This window comes from Faecalibacterium sp. (genome assembly GCF_052358865.1).
Taxonomy (GTDB): domain Bacteria; phylum Bacillota; class Clostridia; order Oscillospirales; family Ruminococcaceae; genus Faecalibacterium; species Faecalibacterium butyricigenerans.
In genome coordinates, this window is sequence record NZ_DAWCVJ010000013.1 from 16,155 (window position 1) to 40,301 (window position 24,147).

Annotated in this window: 19 protein-coding genes; 8 read left to right on the forward strand and 11 right to left on the reverse strand. The window is 60.5% G+C overall.

All coding sequences use genetic code 11. From position 1 onward, the window contains the following. Nucleotides 1–10: 10 nt before the first annotated feature. From gyrA to ACT8X9_RS03885, 4 genes are all read left to right on the forward strand, one after another. Nucleotides 11–2,590, forward strand: coding sequence for a DNA gyrase subunit A (gene gyrA, locus ACT8X9_RS03870; protein WP_444268177.1), 2,580 nt, complete (start codon nt 11–13; stop codon nt 2,588–2,590). A 294-nt stretch (nt 2,591–2,884) separates the two neighbouring features. After that, nucleotides 2,885–3,841, forward strand: coding sequence for a polysaccharide deacetylase family protein (locus ACT8X9_RS03875; RefSeq protein WP_444268178.1), 957 nt, complete (start codon nt 2,885–2,887; stop codon nt 3,839–3,841). 16 nt (nt 3,842–3,857) lie between these two features. Beyond that, complete coding sequence (locus ACT8X9_RS03880) at nt 3,858–4,469, forward strand: bactofilin family protein (RefSeq protein WP_444268179.1); 612 nt, start codon at nt 3,858–3,860, stop codon at nt 4,467–4,469. A gap of 300 nt (nt 4,470–4,769) precedes the next feature. After that, nucleotides 4,770–5,354: a manganese efflux pump MntP gene (locus ACT8X9_RS03885; RefSeq protein WP_444268180.1), complete on the forward strand. Its 585-nt coding sequence runs from the start codon at nt 4,770–4,772 to the stop codon at nt 5,352–5,354. A gap of 60 nt (nt 5,355–5,414) precedes the next feature. Here ACT8X9_RS03885 and ACT8X9_RS03890 read toward each other — a convergent pair whose 3' ends face one another. The 3 genes from ACT8X9_RS03890 to ACT8X9_RS03900 are packed head-to-tail and all read right to left on the reverse strand — an operon-like array spanning nt 5,415 to nt 7,343. Next, nucleotides 5,415–6,086 (reverse strand): GntR family transcriptional regulator, encoded by a 672-nt coding sequence (locus ACT8X9_RS03890; RefSeq protein ID WP_444268181.1) that lies wholly within the window; start codon nt 6,084–6,086, stop codon nt 5,415–5,417. Next, complete coding sequence (locus ACT8X9_RS03895) at nt 6,070–6,795, reverse strand: RluA family pseudouridine synthase (protein WP_227621348.1); 726 nt, start codon at nt 6,793–6,795, stop codon at nt 6,070–6,072. Before ACT8X9_RS03895 ends, ACT8X9_RS03890 begins: the two co-directional genes overlap by 17 nt. Then, nucleotides 6,792–7,343: an NUDIX domain-containing protein gene (locus ACT8X9_RS03900; RefSeq protein ID WP_444268182.1), complete on the reverse strand. Its 552-nt coding sequence runs from the start codon at nt 7,341–7,343 to the stop codon at nt 6,792–6,794. Before ACT8X9_RS03900 ends, ACT8X9_RS03895 begins: the two co-directional genes overlap by 4 nt. 469 nt (nt 7,344–7,812) lie before the next feature. Between ACT8X9_RS03900 and nifJ the strand changes: the two genes are divergently transcribed. Together nifJ and mgtE are read left to right on the forward strand one after the other, a co-directional pair. Further along, nucleotides 7,813–11,358 carry a pyruvate:ferredoxin (flavodoxin) oxidoreductase gene (nifJ, locus tag ACT8X9_RS03905; RefSeq protein ID WP_227621346.1) on the forward strand — a complete coding sequence of 1,182 codons (3,546 nt, stop codon included), beginning with the start codon at nt 7,813–7,815 and terminating at the stop codon, nt 11,356–11,358. Between the two features lie 973 nt (nt 11,359–12,331). Then, nucleotides 12,332–13,906 (forward strand): magnesium transporter, encoded by a 1,575-nt coding sequence (mgtE, locus tag ACT8X9_RS03910; RefSeq protein WP_249233871.1) that lies wholly within the window; start codon nt 12,332–12,334, stop codon nt 13,904–13,906. 273 nt (nt 13,907–14,179) lie between these two features. On the opposite strand, the gene ACT8X9_RS03915 is transcribed toward mgtE, so the two are convergent. Continuing rightward, entirely contained in the window at nt 14,180–14,704 is a 525-nt protein-coding gene (locus ACT8X9_RS03915; protein WP_249233872.1) for a gamma carbonic anhydrase family protein, read from the reverse strand. Nucleotides 14,705–14,808: 104 nt separating this feature from the next. Between ACT8X9_RS03915 and ACT8X9_RS03920 the strand changes: the two genes are divergently transcribed. Beyond that, nucleotides 14,809–15,762, forward strand: coding sequence for a D-alanyl-D-alanine carboxypeptidase family protein (locus ACT8X9_RS03920; protein ID WP_444268183.1), 954 nt, complete (start codon nt 14,809–14,811; stop codon nt 15,760–15,762). Between the two features lie 28 nt (nt 15,763–15,790). Next, nucleotides 15,791–17,080 carry a D-alanyl-D-alanine carboxypeptidase family protein gene (locus tag ACT8X9_RS03925; RefSeq protein ID WP_444268184.1) on the forward strand — a complete coding sequence of 430 codons (1,290 nt, stop codon included), beginning with the start codon at nt 15,791–15,793 and terminating at the stop codon, nt 17,078–17,080. Nucleotides 17,081–17,856: 776 nt separating this feature from the next. Here the strand turns inward: ACT8X9_RS03925 and ACT8X9_RS03930 are convergent. The 7 genes from ACT8X9_RS03930 to ACT8X9_RS03960 form a co-directional block, all read right to left on the reverse strand. Further along, complete coding sequence (locus ACT8X9_RS03930; protein WP_444268185.1) at nt 17,857–18,816, reverse strand: hypothetical protein; 960 nt, start codon at nt 18,814–18,816, stop codon at nt 17,857–17,859. Nucleotides 18,817–18,823: 7 nt separating this feature from the next. Continuing rightward, nucleotides 18,824–19,465: a rhomboid family intramembrane serine protease gene (locus tag ACT8X9_RS03935; protein ID WP_249233879.1), complete on the reverse strand. Its 642-nt coding sequence runs from the start codon at nt 19,463–19,465 to the stop codon at nt 18,824–18,826. 575 nt (nt 19,466–20,040) lie between these two features. After that, nucleotides 20,041–20,808, reverse strand: coding sequence for a biotin--[acetyl-CoA-carboxylase] ligase (locus ACT8X9_RS03940; RefSeq protein WP_444268186.1), 768 nt, complete (start codon nt 20,806–20,808; stop codon nt 20,041–20,043). Continuing rightward, nucleotides 20,805–21,296, reverse strand: a complete 492-nt coding sequence (locus ACT8X9_RS03945) for a YfcE family phosphodiesterase (protein ID WP_227621334.1) — start codon at nt 21,294–21,296, stop codon at nt 20,805–20,807. The genes ACT8X9_RS03940 and ACT8X9_RS03945 overlap by 4 nt, the downstream gene beginning before the upstream one ends. 23 nt (nt 21,297–21,319) lie before the next feature. Next, entirely contained in the window at nt 21,320–22,171 is an 852-nt protein-coding gene (rsmI, locus tag ACT8X9_RS03950) for a 16S rRNA (cytidine(1402)-2'-O)-methyltransferase (RefSeq protein WP_249233881.1), read from the reverse strand. 567 nt (nt 22,172–22,738) lie between these two features. Continuing rightward, nucleotides 22,739–23,425 carry a tRNA1(Val) (adenine(37)-N6)-methyltransferase gene (locus ACT8X9_RS03955; RefSeq protein ID WP_444268187.1) on the reverse strand — a complete coding sequence of 229 codons (687 nt, stop codon included), beginning with the start codon at nt 23,423–23,425 and terminating at the stop codon, nt 22,739–22,741. 134 nt (nt 23,426–23,559) lie between these two features. Further along, nucleotides 23,560–23,730 (reverse strand): DUF362 domain-containing protein, encoded by a 171-nt coding sequence (locus tag ACT8X9_RS03960; protein WP_158389067.1) that lies wholly within the window; start codon nt 23,728–23,730, stop codon nt 23,560–23,562. Nucleotides 23,731–24,147: the final 417 nt, after the last annotated feature.

The following is a 24,147-nucleotide window of genomic DNA, read 5'->3' on the forward strand; positions in this document are numbered from 1 at the left end:
GGAGGAAACAATGGAAGAAGATTATGTGATGATACCGGGCAGCGGTACCAAGATGATCATCCGGGACGTCAAGAAAGAGATCGAGACGGCGTTTCTGGATTACTCCATGTCGGTCATCGTGGCCCGCGCCCTGCCGGATGTGCGTGACGGTCTGAAGCCCGTCCACCGCCGCATCCTCTACACCATGCACGAGCGCGGCAACGACCCCAGCCATCCCTACCGCAAGTCGGCGGACACCGTCGGTGCGGTGCTGGGTTCTTACCACCCCCACGGCGACGCCTCCGTCTACGACGCGATGGTCCGTCTGGCACAGGATTTCTCCCTGCGCTACCCGCTGGTGGACGGCCAGGGCAACTTCGGCTCTGTGGACGGTGACCCCCCGGCTGCTTACCGTTACACCGAAGCCCGCATGAGCCGGATGGCTGTCGAGATGCTGACCGACATCGACAAGGACACCATCAACTGGGACCCCAACTTCGACGAGACGAAGAAGGAGCCGAGCGTCCTGCCCTGCCGCTTCCCGAACCTGCTGGTCAACGGCAGTCAGGGCATCGCCGTCGGCATGGCCACCAATATCCCGCCCCACAACCTCAGCGAGGTCATCGACGGCTGCGTGGCCTATATCGACGACCCCGACATCGACCTGCCCGGCCTGATGGAGCACATCAAAGGCCCGGACTTCCCCACTGCCGGCATCATCATGGGCCGCAGCGGCATCCGCGCCGCCTACGCCACCGGCCGCGGCAAGATCACCCTGCGGGGCCGCGCCACCATCGAAGAGACCAAGAACGGCCGCACCCAGATCATCATCACGGAGATCCCGTATATGGTCAACAAGGCCCGGCTCATCGAGAATATGGCCGATCTGGTCAAGGACAAGCGCATCGAGGGCATCACCGGACTGAACGATGAGACCAACCGCAAGGGAATGCGCATCGTGGTGGACATCCGCAAGGACGCCAACGCGCAGGTCATCCTGAACCAGCTGTATCAGTACACCCAGCTGCAGGACACCGTGGGCGTCATCATGCTGGCCATCGACCACAAGGTGCCCAAGGTCATGACCCTGAAGCAGATGATCCAGAAGTACGTCGAGTTTCAGGATGAAGTCGTCCGCCGCCGCACCCAGTACGACCTGAAGAAGGCCAAGGAGCGCGCCCACATCCTCGAGGGCCTGAAAAAGGCCACCGACATCGTGGACGAGCTGATCGCCACCATCCGCGCCTGCAAGGGCGGTATGTCGGAAGCCAAGGTCGCCATCATGGAGCAGTTCGGCTTCGACGACCCGCAGGCCGACGCCATCGTGAAATTGCAGCTGGGCCGTCTGGCCGGCCTCGAGATTTTGAAGATCGAGGAAGAGCTGTCCGGCCTGCAGGCCAAGATCGAGGACTGGGAAGACATCCTCGCCCACGATGCCCGGGTGCTCGAGATCGTCAAGAACGAGCTGCTGGACATGAAGAAGCGCTTCGGCGACGAGCGCCGCACCGAAATCCAGTCCGTCACCGGCGAGGTGGACATCGAGGATCTCATCGCCGAGGAACAGTGTGTCTATACCCTCACCGAGGCCGGTTATATCAAGCGTCAGCTCAAGGCCACCTATCAGGCCCAGAAGCGCGGCGGCCGCGGCATCTCCGGCATGACCCGGAAGGAAGAGGACATCGTGCAGGAGATGTTCGTCGGCTCCACCCACGACTACGTCCTGTTCGTCACCGACAGGGGCCGCCTTTTCCGGGTCAAGGGTTACACCATCTCCGAGGGCAGCCGCACCAGCAAGGGCAGCAACATCGTCAACCTGCTGCAGCTGGCCGAAGGCGAGAAGGTCACGAATATGCTCTGCTACCCCAAGGATGAGGACAACAAGGGCGGCTTTGTCACCATGGTGACAAAGCAGGGCCTCATCAAGCGCACCCCGCTGGAGCAGTACGCCAACATCCGCAAGACGGGCCTCATCGGCATCGCCCTCAACGAGGGTGACGCGCTGGCATGGACCCGCCTGACCACCGGCAATGATATGCTCATCGTGGCTACCCGCAACGGTCAGGCCATCCGCTTCAACGAGGCCGACGCCCGCCCGATGGGCCGCAGCGGCCACGGCGTCCGGGCCATCAAGCTGGCCGAGGGCGACGAGGTCGTCGGCGTCTGCATCTGCCGCGAGGGCGGCACGGTGCTCACCGTCACCGAGAACGGCAAGGGCCGCCGCTCCGACATCGATACCTACCGCATCACCGCACGCGGCGGCAAGGGCATCCGGAACTACGACGCCTCCAAGGACAAGGTGGCAGCAGTCAAGATCGTGGATGACATCGACGATGTGCTGCTGAGCAGTCAGGAGGGCATCATCATCCGCCTGCACGCCAACGAGATCCCCGTCCAGAGCCGCTATGGCTCCGGCGTCCGGGTCATGCGTCTGGGCGAGAACGACAAGGTCATGGTCCTTGCCCGCACGGACCACGACGATGAGGCACAGACTGAGAGCATCGAGTCTGATGCCGAGGACGAACCTACCGCCGAGCAGCTGGCGGAGATGGAAGCAGCCGATGAGGCATCGGCCGCCGAAGCTCCCGAGGCCGACGTCGGCGACGAGGAATAAATCCCGGGACAAAAACATAAGAAGACCCTGTGGGGAAGTTTCTCTTTTGCAAGAGGATGACCCCACAGGGCCTTTTTGCTTTTTTGCACGAAAAAATGGGACAAACTTTGACGGAAATGACAGGAGAAATTTTCAATATCCATTTAATGACATAGCCCGACATGAAACGACCTGAATGTGTCATGAAACGACCTTGATGTTGGCGGGAATTGGGGTATCATTAAAGAGAACAATTATCATTACAGGGCAGGACCTCGAAAAATTCTGTTTTTCGGGGAGTGAGAGTGGAGTAAAATGCAGAGCAATGAGCCGTATATCGGGAGCGTCCGATTTTTTAAAAACATCATTTTTCTATGCTGCATCCTCGGCGTGCTCATCCCGACCGGGCTGGCACTCCGCTGGCGGAGCCGGGCAAAGACGGCAGAGGGCCTGCTGGCCCAGAACGCCGTCGTGCTGACGGGCGAAGAGGATGAAGCCGCCAGCGAGGCCGAGGCGGCTTCGGCGGAGACAGAGCCGGAGGCCGACAGCCTCGACGGGCAGGAGCCGCTCAGCTACCAGATGCTCTACCCGGATTTCTATGCGCCCACCCCCCTGCCGGACATCGAGGACGCCGGCAAGACCATCTACCTCACCTTCGACGACGGCCCCTCCGACCGCACCGACGAGGTGCTGAAGATCTTGGACGAGAAGGGGGTCAAGGCCACCTTCTTCGTCATTGGCCGGGAGGATGAGACCTCCATCCAGCGCATCAAAAAGGCCGCTGCGGCAGGCCACACCATCGGGATGCACAGCTACAGCCACGACTACGAAAAGATCTATACCTCGGTGGAGGATTTCCTCGATGACTTCTACAAGCTGTTCGTCATCCTCCGGGATGAGGCAGGCGTGACCCCCACGGTGTTCCGTTTCCCGGGCGGCAGCCTCAACAACTACAATCAGGGCGTCTACAAGGAGATTATCGCGGAGATGCTTCGCCGCGGCTTCCGCTACTACGACTGGAACCTTTCGGCAGAGGATGCAACTAGGAAATCGCCCTCGGCCAGCACCATCGTGGAGGGCATCACCTCCTATTCGGCCCAGAAGAAGCATGGCGTCGTGCTGATGCATGACTCCGCCCACTGCAAGACGACAGTTGAAGCATTGCCTGCACTCATCGATACGCTGCGGGAGCAGGGCTTTGAATTTGCCCCGCTGGACCGCACGGTGCGTCAGGTCAGCTTCCACTATAGATCGGCGTCAAATCAATCATGAGAGGAACGTGTTGAAGATGAGCAAGAAAGACAATTTTTCGCAGGCAGCCTATGAGATGTTCGGCATCGGCAAGGGCGGCAGCAAGCGGGAGGCCGACAAGACGGCGGAGAAGCCTGCGGAGTCCGCAGCTATGGATGTGGAAGAGGACGAGATGAGTCTGACCATCGCGCCGACCGTCGCAGAGGTGAAGCCTCTGGAAAAGGTCCCCGAGAAGCCCAAGACCACCCTTCTGGCGGAGGGCAGCGTTTTTGAAGGCACCCTGCATACCAAGGGCGATGTGGAGATCGCAGGCGTCTTCAAGGGCGACATCTTCTCCGAGGGCAACGTCAAGCTCTTTGCCAACATCGAGGGCAACGTGCAGGGCGGCAATGTGGAGCTTGTGACCAGCAGCGTGCAGGGCGATGTCAGCGCCAAGGAGCTGCTCAAGATCGGCCCCCAGTCGGTCATCGGCGGCAACATCAAGACCAAGGATATGATCTGCTCTGGCCGCATCGTGGGCAATGTGGAGTCCAGCGGCCGTGTGACCCTGACCACCGGCAGCGCCCTCACGGGCGACCTGACCGCCGCCACCATCGCCGTCATGGAGGGCGCTCTGATGGAGGGCCACTTCAAGATCGTAAAAAAATAAGCTGCGGTTATACTGGACAAATCGGCCCCTGATGTGATAAGCTATCGGAACAATAGAAAAGATCCTCATGGGGGAGTAGCAGGCACCGTTTTGCAGGCGGTGCAGCAAGTCAACACAATGACGGCCCGGGCGGCGGTCTGGCTTGCTTTCATTTGCGAGACTCATGTGTTTTGGTGCGAGTACCACGCCCATTCCACATGGAGTCAGTTTGTCAGAAAATGAGACCCGGAATTGGCGAAGCGCGCCGATTCCGGGTCTTTTCTCTGCCCACCAATTCCGGTCAGATCAGGAGGCATAATCATGGAATGGAGTCTTTTGTTTTTCTTCAACAGCGCCCTGCTGGGCGTGGGGCTTGCGATGGATGCGTTCTCCGTCTCGATGGCGAACGGTTTGCATGACCCCAAGATGTCCCGCCGCCGAGGCGTCCAAGTCGCAGGCACCTTCGCCGTCTTTCAGGCCGCCATGCCCATGCTGGGCTGGGTCTGCGTCCACACCATCGTGGAGCTGTTCTCCTCCTTCGAGACGCTCATCCCGTGGATCGCCCTCATCCTGCTGGGCTACATCGGCGGCAAGATGCTCCTCGAGGGCATCAAGGGAGAGGAGGCCGAGGAGGCTGCCGAGCTGAGCACAGGCGCGCTCTTCATGCAGGGGGTGGCCACCAGCATCGATGCCCTGTCGGTGGGCTTCACCATCTCGGAGTATGGCTGGTTCATGGCGCTGGTCTGCTCCCTCATCATTGCGGTCGTCACCTTCTTTATCTGTGCAGCCGGTCTTTCCATCGGCAAGAAGTTCGGCACCAAGCTCTCCGGCAAGGCCTCCGTCCTCGGCGGCGTCATCCTCATCGGCATCGGTCTGGAAATTTTCATTTCGGGCATTCTGGGCTGAGTAAAAAGCAAAAGCGGCGCCTGCGCGATGCAGGGCCGCTTTTTTGTTCCCCGTGGAACATCATTCAAAATAATCTGCGTATTCCTCGGTGAGCTTACTGCCCAGACGGCGGATGCCGCCGTAGAGATGGCGCTCTACCAGCGGCTCGAAGGCCGCAAGGTCGCACCGCTCAATGGCGTCGATGAGGTTGTGGTGGTCGGCCACCACCTCGGCCAGACCGCCGGTGGTCAGGGTATCCAGCATCCGGAAGCGGCTGTAGTCGGCGTGAGCGTTCTGCAAGGTGCGCCAGAGGTACATCTTCCCCATGGCGGAGAACCACGTCTCGTGGAGGCGGGTGTCGGCCTCGTAGAGGCGGTTGAAGTCCAGCGTCTCGGCCTTGGCCAGCTCGTCGTAGGCGGCGGCGCGCTGACGGATGAGGGCACGGTGCTCGGGGGTGCAGTGGGGCGCAAAGTCCCGCAGCACCCGGGCCTCCACCGCGATGCGCTCGTAGATCAGCTCATCTACGATGTCCCGGTTCAGCCGGGTGACAGTGGTGCCCTTGTAGGGCACGATCTTCACAAGGCCGTTTTCCTGCAGGCGCTGCAGCACCACCCGGATGAGGGAGCGGGGCGCGCCGAAGCGGGTGCAGAGCGGGTTTTCGCTCAGAGAGCAGCCGGGCCGCAGGGTCAGGTCGATGATCTCCCGCTCGAGGACGGCATATATTTCCGAATCCGTTTTAAACTGCTGTTCCATTGTCGTTTTCCTGTCTGATGCCCCAAGCGGGCCATGTCCCGGGCACGGGGAGGCGGAAGTCCATCGCCTTGCCGGTGCCGGGGTGGATGAAGCGGAGGCGGGCGCTCTGGAGCGCGATGTCTCCCTTGACGCGGCTCCCGTATTTGCCGTCGCCCCAGAGCGGGTGGCGGCGGGAGGCGAACTGCACCCGGATCTGATGGGTGCGGCCGGTGTGGAGGGTGATGTCCGCGAGGCTGGCGCTGCCGTCCGGGGCAGACGCCGCAAGGCGGTATTCCAGCACGGCCTCCTTCACGCCCTTGCGGGGGCGGCTGACTGGGAAGACCCGGCCCTTCCGGCTGTCCTTGAATAAGTAGTCGCGCAGGACGCCTCCGGCGGGGAGCGTTTCGTCCGGCCCGCCCGCGATGAGGGCGCGGTACTCCTTCCGGAAGGGCGGTGCGTCCGGCGCATCGGCGGCGGGCTCGGCCCGGCCATCCTGCACGGCATAGTACTGCTGGCTCTGGGCCACCTGCCGGCTGAGGGCGGCAGCGGCCTGCGGGGTCTTGGCATAGACCATCAGCCCGGACACGCCGGTGTCCAGCCGGTGGATGACGCCCACATAGGCGTCGGGCCTGCCCCAGTGCTTCCGCAGGGCAGCGGGGACGCCCTCCTCGCTGGAAAGTCCGGCGGGCTTGTCCAGCACCACGAGGGCTGCATCTTCGTAGAGGATCACAGCTTGCCCTCGTCCACCAGCGCCTTGAGCTTGAGCACGCCCGCGATGGTCTTGCCGTCCTTGATCTCGTTGTTCATGACCATCTCGTAGGCCTTTTCCAGCGGGATGCGGTCGGGCGTCAGGAACTCGTCGTCATCCAGATGCATCTGGGTCTTGTGCAGCCCGGTGGCCGCCCACATATAAATGACCTCGGTGTCATAGCCCACGGTGGGGTAGAACTCGCCCAGCGGGGTGTAGTGGTCGGCGGTCAGGCCGCACTCCTCGCCCAGCTCCCGCTTGGCGGCTTCGAAGGGGTCTTCGCCTTTTTCCAGCTTGCCGGCGGGCAGCTCCCACAGCTCCTGCTGCATGGCATAGCGGAACTGGCGCACCATGCAGAGGGTGCCGTCCTCAAAATAGGGCACGATGCAGGCCCCGCCGTGGTGGTGGACGACCTCCCGCTGGGCGGTCTCGCCGTTTTCCAGCAGGGCGGTGTCCTTGGTCAGCGTGACCACCCGGCCCTCAAAGAGCACCTCGCTCGTGAGCGTCTTTTCGAAATGTGCAGCATCCATCGTTTTTTGTGCCTGTCCTTCCCTGCGCTCCAAGGCGCATTTTCCTATGGATAAAGTTTACGGCAGAAGCTGTACAAATGTCAATTATAAATTTAGGATTTTGTAAGAAAAACCTCATCATCACTGGATTTTAGGCAATAAAAGCCTCTTGGATGCAGGCAGGGACACATCTGTAAAAAAGCGCTAAAAAATTTCGTGAATTTTTGTTGTGTTTTGCCAGTGGGTTTGCGTTGCCTTTGCCAGCGGAATTTGCTATTATATTAGATGAGCAATAGTGCCTTCATGGGGTTCTCCGGCCCCGGGCAGGGCTATTGCCCTCGATGGGTCTGTGCTTTTGCGGAGTTCTCCGGCTCCGGCAGCGCGCAGCATCCGTCAGTTGAGCAATGCGTTTTTCAAGGAGTTCTCCGGCTCCGGCCAAAGACGTTTGCCCCGCGCAGAAGGTACCAAAATTCTGAATGGAGGAAGAAAAATGCCTAGAGCAAAGCAAACCATGGATGGCAATACCGCTGCCGCTCATGTAGCATATGCCTACACGGACGTGGCTGCTATCTACCCCATTACCCCCTCTTCTCCGATGGCTGACTCTGTGGACCAGTGGTCCGCTGCCGGCCAGAAGAACATCTTCGGCAACCAGGTCAAGGTCGTCGAGATGGAGTCTGAGGCAGGCGCTGCAGGCGCTGTGCACGGCTCTCTGGGTGCAGGTGCTGTTACCACCACCTTCACCGCTTCTCAGGGCCTGCTGCTGATGATCCCCAATATGTATAAGATCGCTGCTGAGCAGCTGCCCTGCGTGTTCGATGTTTCTGCACGTACCGTTGCTACCCAGTCCCTGAACATCTTCGGTGATCACAGCGACGTTATGGCATGCCGCCAGACCGGCTTCGCAATGCTGGTCGAGAGCAGCGTGCAGGAAGTCATGGATCTGTCCCCTGTTGCCCATCTGGCAGCCATCGAGGGCAAGGTCCCCTTCCTGAACTTCTTCGACGGCTTCCGTACTTCTCACGAGTACCAGAAGATCGAGAAGTGGGATTACGCCGACCTGAAGGAAATGTGCAACATGGAGGCTGTCGAGGAGTTCCGTGCCAAGGCTCTGAACCCCGAGCACCCCAAGATGCGCGGCTCCCACGAGAATGGCGACGTGTTCTTCCAGCATCGTGAGGCCTGCAACTCTGTCTACGACGCACTGCCCGCAGTCGTCGAGAAGTACATGGCCAAGATCAACGAGAAGCTGGGCACCAACTACGACCTGTTCAACTACTACGGCGCACCCGATGCCGATCGCGTCATGATCGCTATGGGCTCTGTCTGCGACGTTGCTGATGAGGTCATCGATTACCTGAACGCTAAGGGCGAGAAGGTCGGTATCGTCAAGGTCCGCCTGTACCGTCCTTGGGTGTCCTCCGCTCTGCTGAAGGTCCTGCCCAAGACCGCCAAGAAGGTGGCTGTGCTGGACCGCACCAAGGAGCCCGGCTCTCTGGGCGAGCCCCTGTATCTGGATGTCGCAGCTACCCTGCGTGAGGCTGGCATGAACGATGTCATCCTGACCGGCGGCCGCTACGGTCTGGGCAGCAAGGACACTCCCCCGTCCTCCATCTTCGCTCTGTTCAAGGAGCTGGAGAAGGATCAGCCGAAGGAGCGCTTCACCCTCGGCATCACCGATGATGTCACCGGCCTGTCTCTGCCTGAGGTCAAGCCCGCTCCCATCACCGCAGCTGCTGGCACCAAGGAGTGCAAGTTCTGGGGTCTGGGCGGCGACGGTACCGTCGGTGCAAACAAGAACTCCGTCAAGATCATCGGCGACCATACCGACAAGTATGTTCAGGCATACTTCCAGTATGACTCCAAGAAGACCGGCGGCGTGACCATCAGCCACCTGCGTTTCGGCGACAAGCCCATCCGCAGCCCCTACTACATCAACCAGGCTGACTTCGTGGCCTGCCACAACCCCGCTTACATCCACATGGGCATGAAGATGGTCCAGGATGTCAAGCCCGGCGGCGTGTTCATGATCAACTGCCAGTGGAACGATGAGGAGCTGGGCCATCACCTGAACGCTGAGGCCAAGAAGTACATCGCTGACAACAACATCCAGCTGTACACCATCAACGCAATCGATAAGGCAATCGAGATCGGTATGGGCAAGCGCACCAATACCATCCTGCAGTCCGCTTTCTTCAAGCTGGCTGACGTTATGCCCATCGATGACGCCATCAACTTCATGAAGCAGGCAGCTCAGAAGAGCTACGGCAAGAAGGGTCAGGACGTCGTTGAGATGAACTGGAAGGCCATCGATGCCGGTGTTGACGCCATCCACAAGGTTGACGTTCCCGCTTCTTGGTCCAACCCCGAGGCCGATCCCGCTCCGAAGGAGCTGGCTGGCCGTCCGGAGCTGGTCAAGCAGATCCGCGACGTCATGGAGCCCATCGCTCGTATGGACGGCGACAGCCTGCCCGTCTCTGCCTTCGTTGCTAACGCAAACGGCGAGTGGGAGCAGGGTGCTTCCGCTTACGAGAAGCGCGGCACCGCTGTGAACGTCCCCGAGTGGGATGCTTCCAAGTGTGTTGGCTGCAACCAGTGCGCATTCGTGTGCTCTCACGCAACCATCCGTCCCTTCCAGCTGACCGCTGACGAGCTGGCAGCAGCTCCCGCACAGACCAAGAGCCGCGACAACAAGCCCGCAAACGAGTACAAGTTTGTTATGGCTGTGTCTCCTCTGGACTGCATGGGCTGCGGCGAGTGTGTCACCGTCTGCCCCACCAAGGCTATCCAGATGGTTCCTCAGGAGTCTCAGGCCGACCAGCAGGCAGTCTTCGACTACTGCGTCGCCAACATCTCCAAGAAGCCCTCTAAGTTCGCAGACGACACCGTCATCGGCTCTCAGTTCAACCAGCCGCTGCTGGAGTTCTCTGGCTCCTGCGCAGGCTGTGCTGAGACCTCTTACGCACGTCTGATCACCCAGCTGTTCGGCGAGAAGATGTACATCTCCAACGCCACCGGCTGCTCCTCTATCTGGGGCGGTACTGCTTCCATCTCTCCGTACACTGTCAACAAGGACAGCGGCCACGGTCCTGCATGGTGCAACTCCCTGTTCGAGGATAACGCAGAGCACGGTCTGGGCCTGTATCTGGGCCAGAAGACCGTCCGTGAGAACCTGATCAAGCGCATCGCTGAGGTCGCTGGTTCTGACAAGGCTTCTGCTGAGCTGAAGGCTGCCTTTGACGAGTTCATGGCAACCAAGAACAACACCAAGGCAAACGATGCCCCCGCTAAGGCTCTGATCGCTGAGCTGGAGAAGGCTGCTGCCGCTGGCTGCACCGAGTCCGCTGAGATCCTGAAGAGCAAGGAGTTCATCGCCAAGAAGTCCGTCTGGATCTTCGGTGGTGACGGCTGGGCATACGACATCGGCTTCGGCGGTCTGGATCACGTTCTGGCCTCCGGCGAGGATGTCAACGTCATGGTCTTCGATACTGAGATGTACTCCAACACCGGCGGACAGGCTTCCAAGGCTTCCAACATTGGTGAGGTCTGCCAGTTCGCTGCTGCTGGTAAGGAGATCAGCAAGAAGAGCCTGTCCGAGATCGCTATGACCTACGGCTACATCTATGTCGCTCAGATCGCTCTGGGCGCCAACATGAACCAGGCTGTCAAGGCGATCGCTGAGGCTGAGGCTTACCCCGGCCCCTCTCTGATCATCGGCTACGCTCCCTGCGAGCTGCACGGTGTTAAGGGCGGCATGACCAACTGCCAGAACGAGATGAAGAAGGCAGTTGAGGCTGGTTACTGGAACCTGTTCACCTTCAATCCGGCCAACAAGGCTCAGGGCAAGAACCCCTTCACCCTGACCTCCAAGGCTGTGGATGGCGAGAAGTATCAGGCCCTGCTGGCAAACGAGACCCGTTACAGCCGCCTGACCCGCGCCTTCCCGGAGCGTGCAAAGCAGCTCTTCGCTCGCAACGAGCAGGTCGCAAACGACCGTTACGAGCACCTGAGCCGTCTGGTCGAGCTGTACAAGTAAACCAAAGTTCTTTTCTCTCTGGCCGGAACCTGCCGCAGCGGCACCTTAGTCCCGGAAGGGCGGCTGCTCCGTGCTGGCGATTACTGCGCAACGCAGCAGTACGAAACTGCGGCCCCGGCCAGAGCAAAGACGCGGCTTACGCCTACGCAAAGACCAAAGCTTTGTGCCCCAAACTGATTTCGACTCTCTGTCTGCTCCCGAACGCGTCGGGGCGGGCAGAGTCTGAAATACCAAAGCGCCCGCGAGGGTCCTTGAAAGCATACTTCTCGTGTGTCAGGAGCATAAGGTCTGCTCGCAGATACCTTGCTCCGCCTGCTGCATAAGACCTGCTCTGCAGGGATCTTGCCGCAGCCAAAAACGAGATCCGTTTTTAGCGCCCCGCTCACTGGAAACAGTGTCCGGGGCGTATTTTTTATGCCTTTCGATTTTTACACTTTCTTCATAGGTTTTTCATGAAATCCAGCCGAAAAGCTGTTATACTACAGCCATGAGGATTCGGGGCCGCAACCGATTCCTTGTACATGATTCCTCCTCACACCAAAGCAATATCCGAACACAGCGCCCTTTCCGGTGAAGCCGCAAGCACCGGGGAGGGCGCTGTGTGTTTTTGTACGGCAATATTCCGGAAATGGAACGCTTACAGGGTTGACCGGGCATTTTTAAGGAGATATAATAAACCTGTAAGGCTAAGAAACTTAGTATTTTGAACTTGTGGAGGTGAACGCAGGACAATGGACCCGGATCATAGTCGAAGACGATGGAATGATGCGGCCGGAACGACCGCGAAAGGTGCTGCGTTCGCCTTTTTTGTACGCTGAACAGCGGGGTGTCTGCTGTCCGGCTGCCGTACAAAAGGGGCGCAGCTCTGCGCGTGCAGACGGGGCGTGTGCGGCCCTGAGGCTGCGGTGCAGGAGCGGCGCTTTTGCGTTGATGCGGCTGTGTCCTCCTGAGACAGGAAAGAGGAGGAACACGAATGGAAGAAAAAAAGAACAACCCGGAGCGCGAAGTGGACGAAGCCCTTCCGGTGCAGGAGCTGCCTGCCGATATTCCCGCCGAGGTGCGCCAGAAATTGGCCGAAGACCTGAACGAGCAGGCCACCGAAGACCTCAGGCAGGACGTCCGTGAGGCCGAAAAAGAGGAGGCCAACGACGAAGAGGTCAAGGCCAACCCTGAGATGCTCACCAAAAGCCGTCTGCTCAAGCTGCTCATCAAGAAGCAGTACGTCAAGCTGCGCGAAGTGACCGAGGAAGAGCAGCCCGCCGATTTGGCCGAGTTGCTGGAAGAGCTGGACGAGAACAACCGCCTCGTGGTGTTCCGTCTGCTGAAAAAGGACGTTGCGACCGAGGCGTTTGCCTATATGTCCGATGAGGCCCGCGACGACCTCGTGAATGCATTTTCGGATGTCGAGCTGGTGAGCGCCATCGAGGAGATGAGCCTTGACGACGCCGCCGACCTGCTGGAGGATATGCCCGCCGGTGTGGTCAAGCGGGTCTTGGAAAAGTCGTCCCGCCAGACCCGTGAGAGCCTGAACAAGCTGCTGAACTATCCCGAAAGCTCTGCTGGCAGCCTGATGACCCCCGAATACGTCCGTCTGCGGGAGGGGATGACCGTCAGCGATGCCTTTGCAGCCATCCGCAGACAGGGTGAGAACGCCGAGACCGTCTACACCTGCTATGTGGTGGAGCGCAACCGCCTGAAGGGCGTCGTGTCGGCCCGCAGCCTGCTGCTGGCGGATCCGTCCACCCCCATCACGGACATCATGGACGACAATGTCGTCGCCGTGAAGGTCACGGACGATCAGGAGTTCGTAGCCCGTGAGATGCAGCGCTACGACTTCACCGCCATGCCCGTTCTGGACAACGAGGGGATGTTCGTCGGTATCATCACCATCGACGACGCCATCGACGTCCTGACCGACGAGAGCACCGAAGATATGCAGAAGATGGCGGCGATCCTGCCCGACGACGATGCCACCACCTACTTCGGCACCAGCGTCTGGACCCACGCCAAGCAGCGTATCCCATGGCTGCTCATCCTGATGCTCTCTGCCACCTTCACCGGCATGGTCACGACCCACTACGAGGAGGCCTTCGTCAGCCTGCCCCTGCTGGTCTCCTTCATGCCCATGCTGATGGACACCGCCGGCAACTGCGGCAACCAGATCAGCACCCTCATGGTGCGCGGCCTCGCGCTGGGCGAGGTGGAACCCAGCGATTTTCTCCGCGTTCTGGGCAAGGAGCTGCGGGTCTCCGCCATCGTCGGCGCGGTGCTGGGCCTTGTCAACGGCCTGCGCATCTACCTGATGTACACCTACCTCTACGCCGGGCAGTATCAGAACGTCATCGGCTATGCGGTGGTGGTCAGCGTGTCACTTTTCTTCAGCGTCATCCTCGCAAAGCTGGTGGGCGGTATGCTGCCGCTGGCCGCCAAGAAGCTGGGCGCCGACCCGGCCATCATGGCGACCCCCTTCATCACCACCATCGTGGACGCCTGCAGCCTGATCCTCTATTTCCAGATCGCACAGGTCGTCTTCCGCAATATGATGTAACGATACAGAACGCCCCCGCTCAAGACCCTGAGCGAGGGCGTTCTGCGTTCCGACCCCAAGACGCAACAAGACCCCTTCCCGCGCTTGCGGCGACGCGGAAAGGGGTCTTGTCGTTTGGGGTATTGCTTTGGTGTGAGGAGGAATCATGTGCAAGGGTGCGGTTGCGGCCCCGCACCCTTGTGAGCTATAGTATACCCGAACTGTGGGCCAAAATCATGTCTTTCTTGTGAAAGATTTGTTAATCGGCCTGTGAAATTTTTGGGAGACGGATGCTCAATTTTCAGCATCGGAGACAAGAGCCGCGTGCTGCCGCCCCATCTCCACATAGGCCTCGGCGTTTTCGATGTTGTGGGCCAGCTGGTCGTCCCGGATGGTCTTGATGACCCGGGCAGGCACGCCTACGGCCACCGAGTTGTCGGGAATGACCATCCCCTCCGGCACCAGCGCTCCCGCCCCGATGATGCAGTTTTTGCCCACGACAGAGTGGTTGAGCAGGGTGGCGTGCATCCCGATGAGGCTGTTTTCTCCCACTGTGCAGCCGTGGGCAAGGGCGCAGTGGCCCACCGTGACGTTCTTGCCCAGAAGGACTTGTCCGCCCGGGTCGCAGTGGAGGACGGCGTTGTCCTGTACGTTGCAGTTTTCGCCCAGCACCAGCGTGCCCTCGTCGCCCCGCAGCACAGCCCCGTACCAGATGTTCGTGCCCTTGCCCAGCGTCACATCGCCCAGCACCGTCGCATTCGCGGCCACGAAGACTGCGCCCTCATCCCGGGGCGTTTTTCCACCAAAGGATAGGATCATTGTTGAAAAACCACCTTTCTCTTTTGCTTCATTTATGGTATTCTTTATAATAGCATTTTATATCGGATTATGGAAGCCCGGGGCTTCCGAAGGAGTTTCGCTTTATGAAGTTTACGTCCCCGATGCGGCAGCTGGCGGCGCTGGCCCTGACTGCCGTGTTCCTCACCACGGCGGCGCTGTCGGGCTTCGCGGTCTACGCCATGCCCATTCAGGCCGCCTATCCGCAGGAATCCATCTACCTCTTCGACGCCGACACTGGGGAGACCCTCGTGGAGCAGAATCCCGACCTTCCCCGCTGCGTCGCCAGCCTGACCAAGATGATGACGGCTCTGCTGGTGCTGGAAAGCGGTACCGACCTCAACGCCAGCATCACCATCCCGGACAGCCTCACGCCGGAGTTACAGTCCATCCGGGCCAACCGGGGCCACACCATCGGCCTGCAGGCGGGCGAGACGGTGCGGCGCATCGACATGATGTACGCCATGCTCCTGCCCAGCGCCAACGACGCAGCCAGCGTGCTGGCCAATGATACTTCCGGCAGTCTCGCCGCGTTTGCAGCGCAGATGAACGTCCGGGCAAGCCAGCTGGGCTGCACGGCGACCCACTTCACCTGCCCGCACGGCCTCTACGACGGCGGGAACTACTCCACAGCCCGGGACATGGCCAAGATCGCGCTGGCCTGCTACGCAAACTCCACCTACCGCCGGATCGCGGATACGGCGTCCTATCGGCTGCCCGCCACGGAGCTGCATCCGGCCCGGACGGTCACGACGACCAACAAGCTCCTGCAGCCCGCCAGCGGCTACTACCGCAGCTATGCCCACGGCATGAAGACCGGCTTTACCACGCAGGCCGGGCGGTGCTTCGTCACCTTCGCCCAGCAGGACGGCCACACCTACGGGCTGGTCATCCTCGGCTCGAACTCCCAGAACATCTTCCGGGAGGCGGCAGAGCTGTTTGACTGGGCCCTTACCAGCCCCGAGCTGCACCCTGCCCCGGTGGAGGCCGAGCCGGAGAAACAGGAGCGGGGCGGATTCTGGCACAAACTATTTGGCTGACGTTTGAATGTCAAGGAGGACAAAGCCTATGAATCGATCGAATTTCCTGCCCCGGGCCGCGGCGCTGCTGCTTACGCTGGTGCTGGTGGCCTGCACCGCCCTGCCCGGCTTCGCCGTCTACCAGATGCCCATCCAGACGGTCAGCGATACCGAGTCGGTGTACCTCTTCAATCTGGACACCGGCAAGCCCATCCTTCGCCAGAACTCCGACCAGCAGCGGTACATCGCCAGCCTGACCAAGATGATGACGGCCCTGCTCTTCCTCGAGAGCGGCAAGGATATGAATGCTGAGATCACCATTCCTGCTTCTCTGACGCAGGAGTTCAAGGACATCCAGAACGCCAACGGCTCCACCATGAACCTCCGCATCGGCGAGACGGTGCGCCGCATCGACCTGCTGTACGGCCTGCTGGTGGCCAGCGCCAACGACGCGGCCAGCGTCATCGCCAGCGATGTCTCGGGCGGCGACCTGACGGCCTTTGTGGCCCGGATGAACGCCCGCGCCAAGGAGCTGGGCTGTGAGGATACCACCTTCACCTGCGTCCACGGCCTGTACGACTACGGCAACGTCTCCACAGCCGAAGACCTTGCCAAAATTGCCGCCGCCTGCTACGCCGACGAGACCTATATGCAGGCCGCCAACACCCTCACCTATACCCTGCCCGCAACGAACCTCCACCAGAACGAGCGCTCCATCAAGTCCACCAACCTCATGCTGGACCCGGAGTACGCCTACTACCGCGACTATATCCGGGGCATGAAGACCGGTTTCACCACCCTCGCAGGGCGGTGCTTCGTCACCTTCGCCCAGCAGGACGGCCACACCTATGGCCTCGTGGTGCTGGGCAGCGACCTGAACAACATCTATCGGGAGTGCTCTGAACTTTTAGACTGGGCCTTTTCCAGCTTCGCCGACCGGCCCTTGGTGGATACGGAGACGGTGCTGACCACCCTCCCGCTGACCAAGTGCCGTGCCGAAGAGACTGTGGAGCTGTATGCCGCCAATGACCTCAGCGGCTACGGCCACGCCGACGACGAGGTGACGTTCGACTTCTCCCTGCCGGAGAGCGCTGCCGCCACCATCAAGGAGGGCGCTGTGCTGGGCACGGCCACCGTCTATCTCGACGGCTATGAGATGGGGACGGTGGATCTTGTCACCCACAAGGAGTATGTGTCCGACTTTCGCACCGACGCCAAAACGACCCTTCTGCTCATGGCTGTGCTGGTAGGCATCCTCATCGTGCTGGGCTTCCTCACGATGGTGGCCGGCGGCGGCTCGCTGAACCTGCGGCGGAGGAATCGTTCTCGCAGAAGATGATAGAGCAAAAAGCTCCCCGCTGGGGAGCTTTTTTGCTGTGTGGGGTTTTATGAACGGCTTCACGCGCTTGTGGCGCGGGGTAAATCGCTCTTGCGGTGGGGCTTAGTTCTCTTTTGCGTGCCAAAAGAGAACCAGAAATGGTTCTCGCGCTGGTAGCGCGGGGGATGTTTTTTCTTGCGGTCAAATGGCTTGCGCTCCGCGCGGGCCAGAGGTAGGGAGGGGTGTTTCGACTCCCCCCTCCCTACCTCTGGACTCCACTCTCCCCGCAACGAGTTAAGGGCTGCTCGCCCTTAACAATTCCAAAGAAGAAGTCGAAGCCCAAAAATGCTAGCCGCTTCGCTAAACGCATTTTTTTGTGCTTCTCCCATTTACGGCTCCGCCGAAGATTTCACGCTTCTGCTGGACATTACCGTCAGCAGAGAGGTAACACCAGCTGCGAAGCAGCAAGTCGGAGAAACGAGAAAAAAGCGTTTAGCGCAGCGGCTAGCTTTTTTCCGTTTCGACAACTCCTTCGGGGTCTGAAAGGGGCGAGCAGCCCCTTTCTCGTGGATCCAGCGCGTCGAAATCGCTGGTGCTTTTCTGGTTCTCTTTTGGCACGCAAAAGAGAACATTAGCCTTAATGAAAAAGTGCTTTAACCCGCGCCACCAGCGCGCACGCCCACTTAAAGAAACCCTAGCCCTACTGCAAGAGCGCTCTGCCCCGCGCGCCAGCGCGTACACCCGCTCAAAAATAAAAGAGAAGCACCTGCCCTTTTGCAGATGCTCCCCCTGATTCATTATCCCAGCTTCGCCGCCAGCACAGAAAGCACGATCTTCGGATTCACCTGCGCCCCCAGCCGCTGGATGGCGGCATCGGCCAGCGAGAGGGCGCGGCGGGCGGCATCGCCCGTCAAGGGTGCGCCGCCGCAGCCCCGCAGTCCGGCGGCAGCCACAGCCCGGAAATCGCCCAGCAGCGCGGCGGCTGCGGCCTTGTCCTTCTCGTACCCTGCCAGCAGAACGGCGGCCGCGTAGCTGTCCTGCGCCGCCGCAGCCTTCGCCAGCGTCAGGGCCTTTTCCACCTGTTCCCGGCGGGCGTCGTCCTGTGCCGCCGCGAGTACGGTGCCGATGTGGCCGTCGAACAGCTGGCTGTAAAGCTGGGCCTGCTTTTTGTCCACACCCTGCCCGATGCACCACTTGGTGCACTCCTCGGGGCTGACCGGGGCCACGGCAAAGCTGACGCAGCGGCTGCGGATGGTGGGCAGGACACCGGCCAGCGAGTCCGCGGTCAAGAGGAACAGCACTCCCTCAGGCGGCTCTTCCATCACCTTCAGAAGGGCGTTGGCAGACTCCTCGTTCATCCGCTCCACATGATAGAGCAGGACGGCGCGGCCTTCGGCAGAGAGGCTGGTGTTGAAGATCTCAGTGCGCATGGCCTTGACCTGACTGACGAGATACCGCCCGCCTGTGCCCATGCCGGTGACGGAGATGGCCTCCCGCACGATGCCCGTTTCCACCCTACCGCTGCTGCGGTCGCCGGCCTTACCTACGGCACGACAGCATTCGCCCCGCAGAAGGGCCTCAGCGGGCGCGCCGCCCGCAGGGTAAAGATAGTCTGCCGCCACGCAGCGGGCCGCGTAGCCCGCGCCTAAGCCCGTCTCACCCACCAAGAGTACGCTGTGGGTCAGGCGGCGGCTCTCCAGCATCAGGCGGACGCTGTCTTTGAGGGCGGCGTTGCCCGCAAGGCGGTCGATCATCATGAGCGGCTCACCTCCGGTTCTTTCGCTTCCACTGCTCCCGGCGGATCCACGCCCGGACGCTGCGCAGGGCCTGCGGCCCGAAGAAGAGCGCGAAGCCCAGCATACTCAGCAGATAGCTCACCTTATACAGCCACCCGGCGGTAAGGAAGCTGAACAGCCACATGGCGGCAGCAAAGAGGCCGAAGTACTTCACCTTCACCGGGAAGACGAAGAACAAAAGCACCTGCACCTCGGGGTAGAGCATGGCGAAAGCCAGCAGCAGGGACAGCGACAGGCAGTAGGTGTCGGCGGGGATGCCGGTGACGAGACAGCCCAGCGCCGTGCCCGCCATCCCCAGCAGGAAGTAGAGGTTGAAGCGGAAATCGCCCCACTCCTTTTCCAGCGCAGAGCCGATGAACCATGTGAAGTAGATGCCCAGAATGACGCTCAGCGGCCCGCCCCCCGAGAATGGGATGAAGACAAAGGTGATGAGACGCCACACCTGCCCCATCAGCAGCAGGCCCCGGCTCAGGCCGAGGTAGGATGAGACAAATTGATTTACGAACAGCTCGATGGCGTAGACCAGGATCTGTCCGCCTACGATGAGGGAGATGAGATTCGGGATGCAAAAGCGGCCATATTTCCGCTCAAGGCGGGAGATCCAGTTCATAGACAGACGCCTCCGTGAAAATAAATTTTGCGGCCCATGTCCGGGGCCATATCCTGCCTTTCATTGTATCATGTTTGCCCGGTCCATTCAAGAAAATCCGTGGGAACAGCGGTGTTCCATTTTCATCCGCAGATGGAAGAAGTATCCCGTCTGGAATCATCTTTTAACTTTTTCCACTGGGTTTTCCACTGATTTTGTGAAAAAGAAGCCGGTTTTCCCACAGTGTTTTCCACTTTTTCCACTGAGTTTTCCACAGAAAATCGAGCATCGGGTTATACACGATGTATTCAAGAGCGGGAAATGAGGGAAAAACTGGGGAGAAAAGGGGTCGAAGCACCTTTTTTCCAAAAGAAAGTCGAGGTCAAAAATTTATTTTCGGAGGCATTTCGCACCCGGGAGGAAAACGGCTCTCCCCTCTGGAATTTTTGGCCCCGGAGTTTTCCACAAGCGTGCCCCGGCAAAACGTCTCTGTGGAAAACTGTGGGGAGAACCGAGGACTCCACATCCTTCGCGGGGAAAACAAAATGCGCCCCCGGGGCCGGACGGCCCGCAGAGGCGCAGGGGTGCAGAAAAATTTATACAGCTCCATAGATGCCGTGGACGGAGACTTCGCCGGTAAAGACCTTCTCCTCGCCGCTGTCGGTGCGGACGATGAGCTGGCCGTCGGCGTCCACGTCGATGGCCGTGCCGCTGCCCAGCTCCCCGCCCGGCAGGTCGAAGGTGACGTGACGGCCCAGATTGATGCAGGCAGCCTTATACTCCTCCCGGAACGGCGCGAAGCCCTCCCGTGCGAAGGTGTAGAGGGGGCGGTCGAAGCCGAAATCGGTCAGTGCCTCGGCCAGCCACTGGGGGTCGGCGTCGAGGTCTACCGCTGCGCCCTGCAGCTCCAGCGAGGTGCCGTTGGGCAGGTCGGCGGCGTCGAAATAGCTCTGGGGCTGGGCCAGATTGATGCCGATGCCGCAGACGATGCCCCGCCCCTGCATCTGGTAGCCGTAGCTCACGCTCTCGCAGAGGATGCCCACGACCTTCTTGCCGTTCAGCAGCAGGTCGTTGGGCCATTTGATCTGGCAGTCCACGCCGTAGCGCCGGGCCAGCTGCTCACGGACAGCGAGGCTGGCCAGCAGCGGAAGGGTGGCAGGCTGGGCCAGCGGCTCCCGGATGACCGCGGTGTAATAGAGGGCGCGGCCCTCTGCGTTTACCCAGCTGCGGCCCAGACGGCCCCGGCCTGCGGTCTGGTTGGTGGTGTACACCGCGCCCACCGGGCCAAACTCCTCGAAATGCTCTTTTGCGTAGGCGTTGGTGCTGCCGCACTCGGACAGCCAGCGCACCTCATTGATGCTCATGCCTTGGGTACCTCTTTGTGCTCGTGGCCCACCACCTTGCCGTCGGCAAGGGTCAGGATGCCGTAGGTGTTGGGGCCGGTGTAGCACCGGCCGCAGGAGCCGGGATTGAACAGGAACACGTCGCCCCGCTGCTCGGCCACCGGGACGTGGGTGTGGCCGAAGAGGGCGACGTTCGCGCCCCGGGCCGCTGCGGCGTCGGATAGCGTGTCGAGGTCGTATTTCACTCCGTACATATGGCCGTGGGTGTAGAAGACGACCACCCCATCAAAGGCCGCAAGCCCGTCCAGCGGTTCCAGTGCACCAAAATCGCAGTTCCCGGCCACGGCGTAGGCCCGGAGCCGGGGGTAAAGGGTCAGCGTCTGCTCGAGGTCGCGCAGGCCGTCGCCCAGAAAGATCAGGGCGTCGATGTGGTCGGCCTCGGCCTTCAGGATGTGCTCGAGGGCCAGACGGTTGCTGTGGCTGTCGCTCAGGATCAGAAGTTTCGTCACGGGAAAAGGTTCCTCCTCAAATTTTATTCGGGGTCGCGCTGCTGCAAGGTCAGCAGTACTTTATATACTTCACTCTTGGAGTAGGGGGTGCCCTGCGCTGCAGCCTTGGCGGCGGCAGTGGGGCCGAAGCCCTGCCCGGTCAGCTCAAGTGCCCGCTGGGCGGCCTGCTCAAGGGTCAGTTCGGCTTCTGGCTCTGCAGAGACCGGCGCGCCGGCCATGACCAGCACATATTCGCCCCGCGGCTCGCTGGCGGCATAGTGGGTCTGTGCCTCGCCGAGGGTGGTCTTCCAGATCTCTTCGTGGAGCTTGGTCAGCTCGCGGCAGAGGGTGATGCTCCGCTCCGGGCCGAAGGCGTTTGCGAGGTCATCCAGCGTCGTGCGCAGTTTGTGGGGGGCTTCGTAGAAGATGACGGTGCGCTTTTCGCCCAACAGCTCGGCCAGACGCTCCTTTTTCTGCTTCCGGTTCACGGGCAGGAAGCCCTCGAACACCCAGCGGGAGGTGTCCTGTCCCGAGACGGCCAGCGCCGTCACACAGGCAGATGCCGCCGGAACAGGCACGACCTTGATGCCCCGGGCCAGCGCGTCCCGCACGATGACCTCGCCCGGGTCGGAGACGCAGGGCATACCGGCGTCGGAGCAGAGGGCGCAGCTCTCGCCCGCCTCGATGCGGCGCAGGATGCCTTCGCCTTTCTGCAATGCGTGTTCGTAGTAGCTGACCATCGGCTTTTTCAGGCCCAGATAGTTCAGCAGCCGCATGGTCACGCGGGTGTCCTCGGCGGCCACGAAGTCCGCCGCGCCAAAAGTGGCAGCGACGCGGGGCGGCATATCATCAAGGTTGCCGATGGGGGTTGCGACGATATAAAGAGTACCGGCCATGATGGACCTCCATTTTTACGATAAGACGATGTTTAATTGGATTTCGCGCTTGTAGCGCGGGGGATGTTTTTTCTTTTGGTCAAGCGGCTTGCGCTCCGCGCGGGCCAGAGGTAGGGAGGGGTGTTTCGATTCCCCCCTCCCTACCTCTGGACTCCACTCTCCCCGCAACGAGTTAAGGGCTGCTCGCCCTTAACAATTCCAATGTGGAAGTCGAAGCCCAAAAATGCTAGCCGCTTCGCTAAACGCATTTTTTTGTGCTTCTCCTATTTACGGCTCCGCCGATGATTTCACGTCGTCGCTGAACTTCACGCCCTGCGAAAACGTAACACCAGCTGCGAAGCAGCAAGTCGGAGAAACGAGAAAAAAGCGTTTAGCGCAGCGGCTAGCTTTTTTCCGTTTCGACAACTCCTTCGGGGTCTGAAAGGGGCGAGCAGCCCCTTTCTCGTGGATCCAGCGCGTCGAAATCGCTGGTGCTTTTCTGGTTCTCTTTTGGCACGCAAAAGAGAACATTAGCCTTAATGAAAAAGCGCTCTAAACCCGCGCCACCAGCGCGCAAAGTCGTTCCCCTTATTCTTCCGAAGAAGGGCCGTAGAGGGCTGCGCCAGCGGTGATGAGCACATCCGGCTCGATGCGCAGACCGGTGCGGCGGTTCTTCTGGGCCTCCACGAGGAAGAGCCACGGTGCGGCGTCGGGCCGGTTCTTTACGAAAGCCAGCCGCTTCGGCTCGAGACGGTGCGCCCGCAGCACCGCCAGCGCCTCGGCCAGCCGCTCGGGCCGGTGGCAGAGCGCAAGCCTGCCGCCGTCCTTCAGCAGACGGAAGCCGCAGGCGCAGACGTCCTCGAGGGTGCAGTCCGTCTCGTGGCGGGCCGTGGCCCGGCCTGCTTTGGCGCTCTGGGGCCCGGCGGCAAAATAGGGCGGATTGCAGGCGCAGACGTCGAACTGCCCCTCTCCTTCCCGGAAAGAGCGCAGGTCGGCGAGGTGCGGCGTGATGTGGCCGATGCCCTGCTCTGCGACGGCCTGCTGCAAGAGCGCACTGGCCTCGGGCTGCAGCTCGACGGCGGCGCAGGGGCCGCGATGGCCCCGGTCGTGCCACTCGAGGCTGACGATGCCGCAGCCCGAACATAGGTCTGCCGCCGTCTGGCTGCGCTTTGGCTCACAGAAGCGGGCCAGCAAAAGCGCATCTGAGCCGAACCGGTGGACGGCAGAGCAGTATACTTCTGTTTTATTATACAAAATCTCGGTGGAATGTTCCATATGCCCGGCTGAAATCCTCCGACAAAATATTCTGTCCCAAAAGATGAAAAATTTATGCAACAAAGAAAAGCAGCAGACCCGTACAACAGGTCTGCTGCTTTTGATGCGTTATTCGCGCGGCTGTCTGCTAAAAATTATTCAGCAGTGATAGCGCCGGTGGGGCAAGCGCCCTCGCAAGCACCGCAATCGATGCAAGCGTCTGCGTTCACGACTGCAACGCCATTCTCAACAGCAACTGCACCAACGGGGCAAGCGCCCTCGCAAGCGCCGCAGCCAACACATGCGTCAGAAACCTTGTGTGCCATAATAGAACTCTCCTTTATCTCCCCGTGCTCAGTATTTATGAAGAAACCTGCCTCTGCACGGCTCTGGCAGACCCCTCGGAAATCATATCCTTGACTGCATTCTAGCAAAGCCGTTTCAAAAAGGCAAGACTAACCGCACCCGCCCAAAAGCAAATCTTTGTTTTTTGTTGGGTTGCACAAAAGCATGGGCTAACTTTTGGAGAAATTTGAAGAGGATATTTGGCGAAAATCACGAAGTGCAGTTAGTTTTAACAGACTAACCTCTCGAAGACTCTGCCAGCACTGCCCTCTTATTTCTTTTCTTTTCGGCCGCAGCCGGGGCAGGACGGCGCGCCGTCGGCGCTGGCCGCAGCCACCACGGGGGCGGGGTCGCGCACGCCGGAATAATCGTCGTCCGGGTCGGGGCGGCGGGGGGCG

Excerpts from the sequence above, each read along its gene's own strand:
- rsmI (WP_249233881.1), bottom strand. The coding sequence starts at position 22,171 with ATGGCCGGTACTCTTTATATCGTCGCAACCCCCATCGGCAACCTTGAT.
- ACT8X9_RS03960 (WP_158389067.1), bottom strand. The coding sequence starts at position 23,730 with ATGGCACACAAGGTTTCTGACGCATGTGTTGGCTGCGGCGCTTGCGAG.
- ACT8X9_RS03930 (WP_444268185.1), bottom strand. The coding sequence starts at position 18,816 with ATGATGATCGACCGCCTTGCGGGCAACGCCGCCCTCAAAGACAGCGTC.
- ACT8X9_RS03900 (WP_444268182.1), bottom strand. The coding sequence starts at position 7,343 with ATGGATGCTGCACATTTCGAAAAGACGCTCACGAGCGAGGTGCTCTTT.
- ACT8X9_RS03890 (WP_444268181.1), bottom strand. The coding sequence starts at position 6,086 with ATGGAACAGCAGTTTAAAACGGATTCGGAAATATATGCCGTCCTCGAG.
- ACT8X9_RS03915 (WP_249233872.1), bottom strand. The coding sequence starts at position 14,704 with ATGATCCTATCCTTTGGTGGAAAAACGCCCCGGGATGAGGGCGCAGTC.
- ACT8X9_RS03880 (WP_444268179.1), top strand. The coding sequence starts at position 3,858 with ATGAGCAAGAAAGACAATTTTTCGCAGGCAGCCTATGAGATGTTCGGC.
- ACT8X9_RS03920 (WP_444268183.1), top strand. The coding sequence starts at position 14,809 with ATGAAGTTTACGTCCCCGATGCGGCAGCTGGCGGCGCTGGCCCTGACT.
- mgtE (WP_249233871.1), top strand. The coding sequence starts at position 12,332 with ATGGAAGAAAAAAAGAACAACCCGGAGCGCGAAGTGGACGAAGCCCTT.
- ACT8X9_RS03885 (WP_444268180.1), top strand. The coding sequence starts at position 4,770 with ATGGAATGGAGTCTTTTGTTTTTCTTCAACAGCGCCCTGCTGGGCGTG.
- ACT8X9_RS03940 (WP_444268186.1), bottom strand. The coding sequence starts at position 20,808 with ATGAGCATCAATGAGGTGCGCTGGCTGTCCGAGTGCGGCAGCACCAAC.
- gyrA (WP_444268177.1), top strand. The coding sequence starts at position 11 with ATGGAAGAAGATTATGTGATGATACCGGGCAGCGGTACCAAGATGATC.
- ACT8X9_RS03875 (WP_444268178.1), top strand. The coding sequence starts at position 2,885 with ATGCAGAGCAATGAGCCGTATATCGGGAGCGTCCGATTTTTTAAAAAC.
- ACT8X9_RS03955 (WP_444268187.1), bottom strand. The coding sequence starts at position 23,425 with ATGGAACATTCCACCGAGATTTTGTATAATAAAACAGAAGTATACTGC.
- ACT8X9_RS03935 (WP_249233879.1), bottom strand. The coding sequence starts at position 19,465 with ATGAACTGGATCTCCCGCCTTGAGCGGAAATATGGCCGCTTTTGCATC.
- ACT8X9_RS03925 (WP_444268184.1), top strand. The coding sequence starts at position 15,791 with ATGAATCGATCGAATTTCCTGCCCCGGGCCGCGGCGCTGCTGCTTACG.
- nifJ (WP_227621346.1), top strand. The coding sequence starts at position 7,813 with ATGCCTAGAGCAAAGCAAACCATGGATGGCAATACCGCTGCCGCTCAT.